Source organism: Nostoc sp. ATCC 53789 (genome assembly GCF_009873495.1).
Classification (GTDB): Bacteria; Cyanobacteriota; Cyanobacteriia; order Cyanobacteriales; family Nostocaceae; genus Nostoc; species Nostoc muscorum_A.
Map to the genome: position 1 here is coordinate 1,039,505 of NZ_CP046703.1, position 12,431 is coordinate 1,051,935.

Here is a 12,431-nt window from a genome sequence, read left to right on the forward strand (position 1 = left end):
TAGGAGTCATTAAAATGCTTGAAGTTCACAAAAATTATGTTCTCGACGAAAATCAACAACCTATTGCTGTACAAATTCCTATCGCTGAATTTGAAAAAATTGAAGAAATTCTTGAGAATTACGGTTTAGCAAAACTCATAGAGGAAGTAGAGGAAGAAAAACTACTATCAAAAGATGAAGCCCTAAAATATTATCAATCACTAAAACAAGAAAATGTGGCAAGTTGAAAATATTTATGGAATTCTACACAACAGTTTTGCGAAAGAGTGCGGGTTATTGGGTTGCTTTATGTCTAGACAATGGAATAGTAGGATAAGGGATAAATCAAAAAGCAGCAATAAACCAACTTAATGAAGCGATTGCATCTTTTTTGGAAGTCTATAAAATAGAAACTGATATTTACTGTACGTCAGTAAGTATGGAAGAATTACATGAGTTTTTGGCAGTGAAAAATACTAAATCCATCTGATAAATCCATACTTTGAATCAAGGTACTCGCATTTGAAAAACATTATATACGTAGTTGAATGTATATTATAAAACCGAATACTTGCTCGTAATCAAAGATAAATGTTTGCTTTCCTCACAAGTTCCTCAAATTGTTTTGCTATATATATAAATATGGGGCGAAAACCTTTAAGAATATTTAAATTCAAAAATCGCTAAACATAGTTGAGGGATTAGTCATTTTTGATAATCCAGCATTTGGAAATCTGAAACAGTAAAGACCAATTACCAATGAAATAGGAGGTCTATTATGATGTTTAAAAAGATTTTAGTTGCATTAGATCGCTCGGAAATAGGGCAACAAGTTTTTGAAGAAGCATTGAGTTTAGCAAAGTTAACACAAGCTAGCTTAATGTTAGTCCATGTTCTATCTCCAGAAGAAGAGGGTAGCCCTTATGTACCTATGATGTCTAATTTTGACTACTATCCAGGATTGACTAGTCAAAGCTTTGAGTTATACCAAAAGCAGTGGGATACCTTTAAAAATTTGGGAATCCAGATGTTGCAATCTTTCTCTGCACAAGCTAACACAGCAGGTGTAAATACAGAATTTACGCAAAATGTTGGTAATCCTGGCAGGACTATTTGTGACTTAGCCCATAGTTCTGGCACTGACTTAATTGTTATGGGGCGGCGGGGTCATTCTGGGCTAATGGAGTTATTTCTCGGTAGTGTGAGTAACTACGTTCTTCACCATGCTTCTTGTTCGGTTCATATTGTGCATCTTTCAGCTGCTGTTAAAAAAAATGAAGTTGTCAAAGAAACTACAAGTACTTTAAGCGTTAACTAATTACTACTTTGTCAAACTAGTTTTGAGGGTTTGTAGTAAGGATTTTAGGGTTTAGAAGAGAAGGACTAAAGTCCTTACTACGAACTTGCTTGCCATCAATTTAAACTTGACAGACTACTAATATTGCATAAATCATAGCCAGCCAAATTCAGAATTTGGTTTATTTTCAACTACCCAATTACCTCAATTAATGGCCTCTATAGAGTTAAATCGCTACAGACTATCCTTAACTGCACGGTATTAGGCTAAAATTGAGCGTAGGCGTAGCCCGTCGTAGACATCGCTTTTTCAGTGAAAAAGAAAAAGTCCTCTACCCAAAATTAGAGTTGAGAGCAAAAAGTGGATCTATGAAAGAAGATACCATTGAGATCGCTGGTTTTCATGCTCATGTTTACTTCGATGCTGCGAGTCGGGATGTCGCTGCGCGTGTACGTGAAGGATTGGGCGCTAGATTTGACGTGCAACTCGGACGCTGGTTTGATAAGCCTATTGGGCCCCACCCAAAGGGGATGTATCAAGTTGCTTTCTTACCGAATCAGTTTGATAAAGTCGTTCCTTGGTTAATGCTTAATCGTGAGGGATTAGATATTCTTGTCCACCCTGAGACAGGCGATGCTGTCTCAGACCACGCGGTTTATTCTCTCTGGTTAGGAGAAAAGTTAGATTTGAATATTGAGTTTCTTCGACAACTTAGTTCGACTTCATCCAATTAAGAGAAGTAACGCACTTTGTTGGGTAAAAGTTATGGGCTAAGGCGTGAAACTTGATGATGACTAAAGTGCCCACTACAAACTTCTGATGTTAATTTTCATATAATTCAACCACGGGTAAACCTTTTTCGGGAATACTGCTGAGAAAGCGTTCTCGAATTGAATCTAATTTATAGCCACAAATTAAACTTAGTATGCCAAGTAAAACTGGTGTAATGACTATGTTTATAGGTAGATTAATTACGATTAGTAACAATGCTAAAATCGTCAATCCTAAAGTCAAATTTTGACAAAAACTTTTGACTTTATCTATCAAAACTAGAGATTGTCGACAACTAGGGCAATGCTTTGTATGTCTGTGCCAGATATCGTATAATTGCTCATCACTTAATTCTTGAAAAGGTGCTTCTACTACTCCCTGCAATGCAGGTTTACCATCGGCAAATTCATCTAACCATTTCCGAAAAGTAACGATGCCAACGTCAGCTACTGAAGGCATAAAATATGACTTTTGCCAAGTTCTATTCACCACAGATTCATTAACAGCTTGAGAGTGCATCATTGATAAATCTTGGTTACTCAACTTATAACTAGATGAATGTTTTAACCCAGTTTGTAAATATTTGGGCAGAAGCTCAAACCAGAAATTACCTTTTTGTGGAGGGGTATCAGCAATAAATTTACCAATTTGTTTACAATAACCTGATTTGGTGGGCACAAAATACAACTGAAATAAAGCAAATTTACCGTTAGAATATTTATAGCTGGTTGTATTAGAACAGGGTGGAGTGAACTTCCTAGTCGCATCCATATCTTTGTTAAAAATATTGTAACCAGAATGTTTTAACGTAAAACCATCTTCAGCAGATATTTCTCCAAATACTTCAAAATTTTGTATAGGTATTGCTCTTTCTGGAGAAAATCCAGCAATTCCTTTATGCAAAAATTGAGCGTGAGAAGGATCAAAACTACTTTCAACAGAGACAGTGTAACCAACAGGAACTTCTGACATAAACCAATCGGTTAACGAGCTATCAAGTTGAGATTCTGGCATCAGGGCAGGTTGCTTGGTAGTGCTATCTTCAAAAGCAGTAGGACTATCATCTGCCCAAATCCACAGTAATCCTTGTAACACTTGAGTAGGGTATGTTGTTACTTGCGATCGCTCACTATTACAAGCAGCTTTTAAAGCCTTTTCGTCACTCAACATCGGAATATTTGTACATTTTCCTGCCCCATCAAAACACCAACCATGATGACGACACATCAGGTTTCCATTTTCATGGATACTTCCTAAAGATAACTGTGCCAATTTATGGGGGCAACTATCATCCATTGCTACCCAATTTTGATGTTTGTCTCTCCAAATTACCAGCTTTTTTCCAAGCAAAGTGATAGGGGTCGGATAAGAGGGTTCCAGATAGCTGATGGGAGTTATTGGATACCACTGTTTAGTCCAAGAGAAGCTAGTTGTCATCAAATTAATATATTCAACTTTTTTAATTAGGTTTGCGATCGCGCATCCGCAACACCATACTGGTACTAAAAGGGATTAGCCTCTGTCACCACTTCTGGCAGTGGAATAAACTCTGTTTCTTCTGAAACGTTAGCAAAGCGGCAATCTTGCCAATCGGCTTTTGCTTGCTCTATCCGCTCTGGTCGGCTAGAAACAAAATTCCACCATTTGTAGCGTGTACCCAATGGTTCACCACCAATAACAATACACCGAGCAGGAGCAGCAGCAGAAACCCTGATTTCATCTGCTGGTTCTAGGATGGCAAGGCGATATGGCTCTAGCGGTTGCTCATTAATGCTTAAACCTTCTGTGACGCTGTATACTGCCCTTTCTGAATAACCAGTGGGAATAGTAAAGTGAGCATTGGCAGACAGTATTACATCTAAATAGAGAATAGGTGAGAAAACTTTGACTGGTGAGGTGTACCCAAGTGCTTGTCCAGCAATGAGTTTGATGATAGCGCCATTCTCTTCCCAAGTAGGAAGGGTTTGGGCAGGATAGTGAGTGAAACTTGGATCGATTTCTTCGTATTCTACAGGCAAGGCGACCCAGGTTTGAATGCCATGAATGGTGCTTTCTTTTTGACGATCGCTGTCTGGCGATCGCTCCGAATGTACAATCCCCTTTCCCGCCGTCATCCAGTTTACGGCACCCTGTTGAATTTCCTGCACAGTGCCTAAACTATCGCGGTGCATCAAAGCACCATCAAATAGGTAAGTTACGGTGGCAAGATTGATATGAGGATGTGGTCGGACATCGATACCTTTGTTGGGTGGCAAAACAGACGGGCCAACATGATCAAAGAAGATAAATGGCCCGACCATTTGACAATGAAGATATGGCAAACTGCGGCGGGCAATAAACCCACCCAAATCTTTAACTTCAGGTTCAATCAGTTGAAGTATTGCCATAAGTAATGGGTGGTAATTGGTAAATGCTGGAATCATTATAAGTAGATCCACCAGAAAAAAGCTAACTTTTATGAGTTATCTGTTTGTGCGATCGCCTCTGGGTGGCGTTTCGCGCCATCGCTCCTCTTCGGTCAGAATTCTGTTTCGATAAACAACCTAGAGAATCAGGCATAACACGATTAGAAGGGGCTATTTGCCCTTCAATACTTTTCGGGTTTTGGGGGAAAGGGGAAAGGGAAAGGGTTTGAATTTCCCTTTCCCCATTACCCTTTAACCTTTCCCCAGACCAAAAGAGAGATTATTGGGTTTAACCAAAAAGTATTGATTTGCCTTTATGCTGACCGAAAGGAGAAAAAATGTTTATGAGACAAAATCTTATATACCGCCAAGGCTTGCTAAAAACCCTGACTCTAGCTTTATTTATATTGGCATCTGTGATGCCCCCCAGTGTTCTAGCTAACGAGAGCGGAAAATCCCCAACTTTCGATGGTACAACAACACTCCAAACCATACTTACTAGCAGTCATCGCTCCCTTGCAAATCGCGATCGCGACAAGTACCGCCACCCCGCCGAAACTCTAAAATTCTTTGGTTTACGCCCCAACATGACTGTGGTTGAATTATGGCCAGGGAGTGGGTGGTATACCGAGATATTAGCCCCATTTCTAGCATCAAAGGGACAACTCATAGTTACTAACTCTGCCAGTAGCAGTAAACCCACTTTGGCTTTTCAACAGAAGCTAGCAGCTAATCCAGAGGTTTTTGGTAAGGTCAAAGTGGTTCCAATTAATCCTCCAAACGAACTTACCTTAGCCCCAGACAACTCTGTAGACTTAGTCTTTTTGCCCGTACCAGCCACCACAGAATCTAGCGCAGCGTTCCCCAGTTGCGTCAATGTTAAGAGTCCCGCTTTTTTGTTAACGATCGCACTTGACATTCAAGACAGTCGCTACAATTTTTTGCAACATTTTAGAATTTAGAGGAAAATAACTGATGTCTGATTTAATGAACAAACAAATCATCCTCAAAAGTCGTCCAGTTGGCGAACCAAAAGAGAGTGATTTTGCTTTAGTAGAAACACCAACTCCCGAACCGGGTGAAGGCGAAATTCTTAGCCGCACCATTTATCTATCTCTCGACCCTTATATGCGTGGTCGCATTAGTGCAAGCGAGTCTTATGCTGCATCAGTAGAATTGAATTCTGCGATCGTGGGTGGTACAGTCAGCCAAGTAATTAAATCAAATTATCCTCAATTTCAAGTAGGGGATTTTGTTCTGAGCAATAACGGTTGGCAAACTTATGCTGTATCTAAGGGTGAGACACTACGTAAACTTGATCCCACTCAAGCACCTTTATCTTATAGCTTAGGTGTACTGGGTATGCCTGGTCTGACTGCTTATGCTGCTTTGCTTGATATTGGTCAACCGAAAGAAGGTGAAACTGTTGTGGTTTCAGCCGCCTCTGGTGCTGTCGGTGCAGTAGCAGGCCAAATTGCCAAAATTAAAGGTGCTAGAGTAGTGGGAATTGTTGGGAGTGACGATAAGCGGGACTATATAGTTAAAGAATTAGGCTTTGATGTTGGCATTAACCGCAAAACCCAAGAACTTGATTCAGCACTCAAAGAAGCTGCACCTAATGGAATTGATGTTTACTATGACAATACAGCAGGTGTGATTTTAGAAACTGTATTGCAGCAGATCAACCTTGGGGCAAGAATTCCATTAGTAGGTTTGATTTCGGAGTATAACGCTACATCTACTCCATCAGGGCCTAATTTAATGCCACTACTAATCAAACGAGCTTTAATCAAAGGTTTCTTAGTTTCCGATTATCAACATCGGTTTAATGATTTTTTGCATGATGTTTCTGGATGGTTACAGTCTGGTCAGCTTAAGTATAAAGAAGATGTAGTTATGGGTTTAGAAAATGCTCCTCATGCATTCATCGGTTTACTTCGAGGTGATAATTTTGGCAAGCTGATTGTTAAGGTAAACGACGATCCAACAGCCAAGTAAAAGGCACAGCACTAGAGACAAGGGAGCAAATTATTAAAAGTCAGCGTCAGTAGTAGTTGAATTAACTCAAGTTTTAGGTGTAACTAAATGCACAATGGTTTTAGGAGTAAACTACCACTACTGCTGACATTTTGCTTATTTACGAGCTTTTTGCCTGCCTCTGGTTCAGTTTTATGCCCAGCTGTTGCCTCTGACGAATATTATAGAGTAGCCAGAAATAATGGCAGAGATGGACGTACAGGAACCGATGGGCGATCGGGTAGAAGCGGCGAAAACCAAAATATTTTTGTTAATGGTTCACCCGTTAATCTCGATTTGTCTGGTAAAGATGGTGAAGATGGGGAAGACGGGGAACATAGCGATCGCCCTGACTGTGGTTATCAACGCGATGCCTACGGCGGGCAACGCCTACGCGTCAGCCATGATATAAATGCACCAAATGGTGGCAATGGCGGTAACGGCGGTAAGGGAGGAGATGGGGGAAATGGTGGTTCCCTCACAGTGTATTACAGCAATTTAGCAGATTTACGAAACATTTCTGTTCGGGCAACTGGTGGGCAAGGTGGACGTGGCGGTAGAGGTGGCAACGGTACGGAGGGTTGTCGCTGTCATAGGCGGAGGTGGGAAGTGAAAACCTGCAAAGGAACTCCCGGTAGCCCTGATTATAAGTGTACTGACAAAGTTTATCGATGTAGCGACGGTAGCGATGGGCGAGATGGCAGTGATGGTAGCGATGGTAGCCAAGGGCGCTTAGGAACTTTAAGTATTGTAAATAGCAAGGAAGCTTTGGCGGCTGATACTCCAACGGTACAGCTAGCAATTTCGGAACTGACAAACAAACCAGTAAACCTTTCGAAGAACAAATGGAATCTTCGCAAAGGGGCAACTTCTCTACTTGCGCCTGGTTCTGCGATCGCAGATGATTACCTTGAGTTTGAACAGCGTCTAGAAGAAACTTTTCAAATAGTTTGGCAAGAAAAACAACCTATTACTAGCTTTGGCAATCAAGCTGTAACACTTAATTTAACTGACAACAAACAAGTAGAAGTTACTTTTGCTGAGGACTTATGGGTTGATGGTAGCATCAAGAATGAAGCTAATTTAACAACATTTACCGTTAACCATGCCATTCCCAAAAAAGATGTCACCCGGTTAGCTGTAGCAGAGTTTGCCGAAGCAGGACAAAACCTCAACTTAAAAATAGTTGATTTGGCAGCGAAATCTGATGCTATTAATACTCAGTTTCGCATCAAATTCCGCGCCCAGGATAACTTGTACGGCTTTTCTGGCTACAAAACTGAATATGAAGGGGATATTCCCAACGAACTTGTGACTCGTGACTACAACCGTTTTACTCTAGCTTTAGGCAAGCTCAAAATTCCTGACTCAGCTTTACGTCCTGGTGTCAACGTTGATATTGAAGTCGTAGCAACTCGTTCCTTGGGAATACGTTCTGCCAAACAAACTATTAGCTGGCAGGGTGCAATCCGCAAACCTAGTACCGCAAGGCGGAATTAAAAATTAAAAATTAAAAATGAATACAGCATAAGCATTTCATTAATTTGGAATAGGTGGTTTATTTCTGCCATGTTGTACTAGATAAAATTTAGGAAGATTTTTTCCCATCTGAAACCATTTGCGAAAGAATATAAGCTGCAAAATCTAGCAACTGATCCAGCAAAAAACCAATGATGCCAATGTAGAGGATCTCCTGAATTATATAATCAGCATTGCCAGCTTTATAAGCTTCCCAGAGAGTAAAGCCAAGTCCTTTTGGCCCTGTTAGCATTTCTATAGAAATAACTATAAACCAGGCTACCCAAATACTAACTTTCAAGGCATGAAATATATGGAATATAGCTACTCGAAAGTTATTATTTTGCCTACGAAAATGTTGCATACCAATTGCTGTATTAATAATCATCGTCCAGAGAGTTCCTAGAAAAACTACTGTAGTAGCAGCCGATTCGCTCTCTTGAAATACTATTAATGCAATAGGTAGCAAAGCTATAGGAGGGATACTATGTGGTATCTGGAATATCAGCCTAAATAACTGATAAACCATGCTATTCATGCCTATTAGGTATCCGATAAAACTACCTAACACTGCGGCAGGAATGTAACCCACAAACAACCGTTGCAGGCTAGCTAAAATGTCTAAAAACATATATTCTCTCTGCCTCAGTTCTCATGGAAAAGATTTAGAAAATACTGTGGCAACAACACAAAATAGCGAAGATAAAAATGTGTTAAATTACACGCTCTCTTTGAAAAATATAAGATTGTTTCTATCTTCTCCTTGTTGGGAATTAGTCAAGAAAAGTTAGGTATTATTACGATGTTTTGGTCGTAATGCAAAGAGGGGTAAGGCTTGACTTTAGTAAACTTTATCAGAAAAATAAATCCTGATTAGTAAATTAAATACAATTTCCAAATTTTAATTGTTTGATGATTGTAGTAAGTATGAATATGTAAGATTTTTAATATTACATAAATAACAAAATTTGTTATGAGCAATACAGAATATTTATAAAATAAGGAGTGTCGATATACTTTATTAAGTAAAAACAAAATTACTGTAGGGAAGCCAATGCGTTGCCCGGATTTTTTACCACTGAAAAATCCGGGTGTCTATTTCTTCAAAAATCAACTCTGTCAGCGTTATTTCAATGCAAACAAAAAGAAAGACATGATTGGCATTCCATATAGCGCTGCGATTGGTTATACCATTTCAATCGATGTATGATTACTGTAAAATAAGTAATCATACATTTACGTTATAAATTTCAGGTGTCCTTTTTATCCAGATGCGATTATTTCCCTAGATTCCGCTTCATTTGTTCTAACTCGTCTTGAGTTTCCCAGCTACGGAACTTCTCTTCTAAGTCATCAAACCCACTAGAATAATTGCTAGTTTTATTCGACCAGCCACTGGTTTCAAAACGCTGCTGAGTTTGCGCTTTATCACGGGCTGTTTGTGCTTCGGCGGCTTTAGCTTGCACCTCCTGTCGCCGTTGCTGGATTTTTCGTAATAGTTCTTGAGATTGGTTAATGCGTTCTTTCAGCCCTTGCATGTGTCCCCAGCGCTGATTTCCTTCGCGCAACAGGGCTGCTTCTCGCTCACCCGCCGCAGTTGCTAAATCTTCTCTGCCAGCGCTTTTGGCTTTTTGAACACGGATATGCCAACGCTGAATTTCTTGAGCGGTGGAGAGAATTTCTTCTTGCGATCGCTTCTCTTGCAATTGTAAATCTGCGATCAGCTTTAATGTGTCTTCTTCTTGCTCACGCAGCTGTTCTAGCAGCGCCTCTAACTCCAAATGTGGATTGTTACGCAAGAATTCTTCTAAACGGTTTTCTAAAAACCGACTCAAATCATCAAATAAGCCCACTGCTAGAACTCCAGAGATCGGGTGCGTGACTATTTTATTGTAGTAGTCAGGTGGACTTCTGGGTGTTAGTTAGATTTCAAAGTTGGGAAGAATGTATGTGGTGAAACTACGTAAACAACGCTGACTTACAAAATAAGGCTTTAATCAGTATGAGTTCTGATTTTCAACCGCCACCAAAGAACTTGTCCATACTAGCTTCTGTAGGAGGGGTAGTTACGGCTGTAATAGCGATCGCAATTTTAAATAGTTGGTCTAAGCAACTTTCCCAAGCTTCCATAGAAAAACCGGAAATCTCAACATCCGAAACTGCTTCACGCCAGTTGGTACAACCAAAGAAACCCCAAAACCCTGCCTCTGGTGCTGAAGCAGCTGAAATCATTGCTAGTCTTGATGCTAAATCTGTAGTTTTACCAGGTCAAGCTATTCCTAAGAACCAACTCACGGTAGCGATAATTCCATACATTGCTCCGGGAGTTGGAAAACTAACTCCAGAGGAAATGACAACGGCACGTATTGCTTGGTCATATTTCCAGCGCAACTGGAATGATGAAACTGGTTTGGTAAATTCCGTTGATGGCTTTGCCTCCGTCAGTATGTGGGATCAGACAGCAGCGATCGCAGCCTTAGTTAGTGCTAAAGAACTCAATATCGTGCCTGCGGCTGAATTTGAAGCCAAAATGAGCAAAATGTTGAAAACACTGGCATCAATGCCTTTATATAAAGGGGAACTACCCAACAAGGTTTACAATGCCAAAACCCTCATACCCGTCAATTATGGTCAACTAGAAAAACGCGAAGAAATTGGTTGGTCAGCTATTGATTTGGGAAGGATGGCAATCTGGTTGAAGATTGTCGAGGCAAAGTATCCAGAAATGCGATCGCTTTCTACAGACGTTTGGAAACATTGGCAAGTCAAGCGTATTACCAAAAATGGAAAAATGTACGGAACTGCCGTTATTAAAGGTAGAGAACAATACAATCAAGAAGGCCGTTTGGGCTATGAGAATTATGCTGCTTACGGGTTAAAGCTTTGGGGCTTGAATGTTACACAAGCATTGGATTATCAGTCCAATGTTGCCTTTGTTGATCTTTACGGACAGGGAGTTCCTTATGATCGCCGCGACTATAAAAACTCTGGAGCCAATAACTACGTTCTTAGCGAACCCTATATTTTAGATGGTATCGAAACTGGGTTTCAAGCTTTGCCTAAAGCTTATGCCGATCGGATTTTAGCTGCTCAAGTAGGGCGTTATGAAGCTACAAAACAATTAACCGCCGTTACCGAAGACAACTTAGATCGTCCTCCATACTTTGTTTACAGCAGCTTGTTTGTCAACGGAGAACCTTGGGCAACCATCACAGATACCCAACAAAAACACAACGATTTGCGGTTCCTCAGTGCCAAAGCTGCGATCGGCTGGCACGTGCTTTATAATACTGATTACACGCAGCAGTTATTTAATTTCGTCCAAGCTAACCTTAACTCTAAAGATGGTTGGTACAACGGCTTTTATGAGTCTATGCGTCAGCCAAATAAAACTCTCACCGCCAACAATAATGGCGTAATTTTAGAAAGCTTACTGTATAAACAAGTTGGACAACCACTCACCGTTTGGGCAGGAGTCAAAAGCCAGAAGTCAAGTCGCTTCGCTCCAATTAAAAATTAAAAATGTAAAATTAAAAATTGCAATGAGTGGGGGCTTGAACCCACCACTCATTGTAGACCACTAAATCTTTGATTTAGTGGGGGCTTGTACCCAAAATTAATTAATTAAAAATTATTCTTCTTCACTAATTTTTAACTTTTAATTTTTAATTAAAAAATGGTCAACCAAAAGGGCTATCAGAACACCGCAAGTTACAGCTAAGATTATCAAATCATGAAAAAATTGGCGTTGCATAATAGAAGTTATCTACTGTGCAATGTCCATACCGTGTAACTACGGTAATTTGCAATATCCATTCAGTAACGCCACTTTATGGCAAAAGTCTCTGAACGGACACTGAAATATCTGCGAATGCTAATGGTGTAACCGTTCCTTGTGTAAGAGTATATTCTTCAACATACTTACCATTTTGAGGGTTTCTGAACACAATCATCTGTTTAGCAGATAAATTTAAAACCCAATATTCTTGAATCTCAGCCGTAGCATAAATCGCAGCCTTGATCTCCAAGTCTTTGTTTAAGCTGGTTTTAGCAACTTCTACAATCCAAAATATATCTTGAGGAGCGGGATGGCGATCGCTGTAGGATGATTCTGGAAGTCGAACAATCGCAATATCAGGTTCGGGTTCCGAGTCGGATAGTGTAATGGGCCCATTGAAACGAACATCAGCTTTACCTGATAGCAATTCTTCTAAATATTTAGCACCTCGTTTTGCTGTGGTGTAGTGAATTGGGGTTTCTGGACTCATCTCAACAATTTCGCCTGCTAGCAATTCCAGATGACGACCACGCAGAATGCCCGCCTCAACCATGCGGTGATAGTCGTCTACAGACCATTTAGCCAGGGTTTTCATAGCAGAATTGCTTACATTCTTGTGATAGACCTAGTTTAATTTTATAGTTGTTGAATTGCGTTTGTGACAATC

12 protein-coding genes are annotated in these 12,431 nt (G+C 40.2%); 7 read left to right on the forward strand and 5 right to left on the reverse strand.

Features of this window, described 5'->3' with window-relative positions; all coding sequences use genetic code 11:
- Positions 1-14 precede the first annotated feature (14 nt).
- The 3 genes from GJB62_RS04180 (at position 15) to GJB62_RS04190 (ending at position 2,010) form a co-directional block, all read left to right on the forward strand.
- Positions 15-227 carry a hypothetical protein gene (locus tag GJB62_RS04180; RefSeq protein ID WP_114085854.1) on the forward strand — a complete coding sequence of 71 codons (213 nt, stop codon included), beginning with the start codon at positions 15-17 and terminating at the stop codon, positions 225-227.
- Positions 228-760: 533 nt separating this feature from the next.
- Positions 761-1,297, forward strand: a complete 537-nt coding sequence (locus tag GJB62_RS04185; protein ID WP_114085853.1) for a universal stress protein — start codon at positions 761-763, stop codon at positions 1,295-1,297.
- Positions 1,298-1,644: 347 nt separating this feature from the next.
- Complete coding sequence (locus GJB62_RS04190) at positions 1,645-2,010, forward strand: DOPA 4,5-dioxygenase family protein (protein ID WP_114085852.1); 366 nt, start codon at positions 1,645-1,647, stop codon at positions 2,008-2,010.
- Between the two features lie 88 nt (positions 2,011-2,098).
- Here the strand turns inward: GJB62_RS04190 and GJB62_RS04195 are convergent, their stop codons facing one another.
- On the reverse strand, positions 2,099-3,484 hold the full coding sequence (locus GJB62_RS04195) for a Rieske 2Fe-2S domain-containing protein (RefSeq protein WP_114085851.1): 1,386 nt from the start codon (positions 3,482-3,484) through the stop codon (positions 2,099-2,101).
- Positions 3,485-3,549: 65 nt separating this feature from the next.
- Positions 3,550-4,434 (reverse strand): pirin family protein, encoded by an 885-nt coding sequence (locus GJB62_RS04200; protein WP_114085862.1) that lies wholly within the window; start codon positions 4,432-4,434, stop codon positions 3,550-3,552.
- A gap of 362 nt (positions 4,435-4,796) precedes the next feature.
- On the opposite strand from GJB62_RS04200, the gene GJB62_RS36915 reads away from it, so the two are divergent.
- The 3 genes from GJB62_RS36915 to GJB62_RS04215 all read left to right on the forward strand — a co-directional run bounded on the left by GJB62_RS36915 (position 4,797) and on the right by GJB62_RS04215 (position 7,968).
- Positions 4,797-5,414: a class I SAM-dependent methyltransferase gene (locus GJB62_RS36915; RefSeq protein ID WP_209271474.1), complete on the forward strand. Its 618-nt coding sequence runs from the start codon at positions 4,797-4,799 to the stop codon at positions 5,412-5,414.
- A gap of 13 nt (positions 5,415-5,427) precedes the next feature.
- Positions 5,428-6,450, forward strand: coding sequence for an NADP-dependent oxidoreductase (locus GJB62_RS04210; RefSeq protein WP_114085850.1), 1,023 nt, complete (start codon positions 5,428-5,430; stop codon positions 6,448-6,450).
- A gap of 87 nt (positions 6,451-6,537) precedes the next feature.
- The gene (locus GJB62_RS04215) at positions 6,538-7,968 is read left to right on the forward strand and encodes a collagen-like protein (protein ID WP_114085849.1); all 1,431 of its coding nucleotides are present in this window, start codon (positions 6,538-6,540) and stop codon (positions 7,966-7,968) included.
- Positions 7,969-8,056: 88 nt separating this feature from the next.
- Here the strand turns inward: GJB62_RS04215 and GJB62_RS04220 are convergent, their stop codons facing one another.
- Both GJB62_RS04220 and GJB62_RS04225 read right to left on the reverse strand, forming a co-directional pair.
- Positions 8,057-8,617, reverse strand: a complete 561-nt coding sequence (locus GJB62_RS04220; RefSeq protein WP_114085848.1) for a nitrate transporter — start codon at positions 8,615-8,617, stop codon at positions 8,057-8,059.
- A gap of 646 nt (positions 8,618-9,263) precedes the next feature.
- Entirely contained in the window at positions 9,264-9,839 is a 576-nt protein-coding gene (locus GJB62_RS04225) for a TIGR04376 family protein (RefSeq protein WP_114085847.1), read from the reverse strand.
- Positions 9,840-9,988: 149 nt separating this feature from the next.
- On the opposite strand from GJB62_RS04225, the gene GJB62_RS04230 reads away from it, so the two are divergent.
- On the forward strand, positions 9,989-11,506 hold the full coding sequence (locus tag GJB62_RS04230; RefSeq protein ID WP_181852946.1) for a DUF3131 domain-containing protein: 1,518 nt from the start codon (positions 9,989-9,991) through the stop codon (positions 11,504-11,506).
- Between the two features lie 310 nt (positions 11,507-11,816).
- On the opposite strand, the gene GJB62_RS04235 is transcribed toward GJB62_RS04230, so the two are convergent.
- The gene (locus GJB62_RS04235; protein WP_114085846.1) at positions 11,817-12,359 is read right to left on the reverse strand and encodes a Uma2 family endonuclease; all 543 of its coding nucleotides are present in this window, start codon (positions 12,357-12,359) and stop codon (positions 11,817-11,819) included.
- Between the last annotated feature and the right edge of the window lie 72 nt (positions 12,360-12,431).

Excerpts from the sequence above, each read along its gene's own strand:
- GJB62_RS04180 (WP_114085854.1), top strand. The coding sequence starts at position 15 with ATGCTTGAAGTTCACAAAAATTATGTTCTCGACGAAAATCAACAACCT.
- GJB62_RS04185 (WP_114085853.1), top strand. The coding sequence starts at position 761 with ATGTTTAAAAAGATTTTAGTTGCATTAGATCGCTCGGAAATAGGGCAA.
- GJB62_RS04190 (WP_114085852.1), top strand. The coding sequence starts at position 1,645 with ATGAAAGAAGATACCATTGAGATCGCTGGTTTTCATGCTCATGTTTAC.
- GJB62_RS04195 (WP_114085851.1), bottom strand. The coding sequence starts at position 3,484 with ATGACAACTAGCTTCTCTTGGACTAAACAGTGGTATCCAATAACTCCC.
- GJB62_RS04200 (WP_114085862.1), bottom strand. The coding sequence starts at position 4,434 with ATGGCAATACTTCAACTGATTGAACCTGAAGTTAAAGATTTGGGTGGG.
- GJB62_RS36915 (WP_209271474.1), top strand. The coding sequence starts at position 4,797 with ATGAGACAAAATCTTATATACCGCCAAGGCTTGCTAAAAACCCTGACT.
- GJB62_RS04210 (WP_114085850.1), top strand. The coding sequence starts at position 5,428 with ATGTCTGATTTAATGAACAAACAAATCATCCTCAAAAGTCGTCCAGTT.
- GJB62_RS04215 (WP_114085849.1), top strand. The coding sequence starts at position 6,538 with ATGCACAATGGTTTTAGGAGTAAACTACCACTACTGCTGACATTTTGC.
- GJB62_RS04220 (WP_114085848.1), bottom strand. The coding sequence starts at position 8,617 with ATGTTTTTAGACATTTTAGCTAGCCTGCAACGGTTGTTTGTGGGTTAC.
- GJB62_RS04230 (WP_181852946.1), top strand. The coding sequence starts at position 9,989 with ATGAGTTCTGATTTTCAACCGCCACCAAAGAACTTGTCCATACTAGCT.
- GJB62_RS04235 (WP_114085846.1), bottom strand. The coding sequence starts at position 12,359 with ATGAAAACCCTGGCTAAATGGTCTGTAGACGACTATCACCGCATGGTT.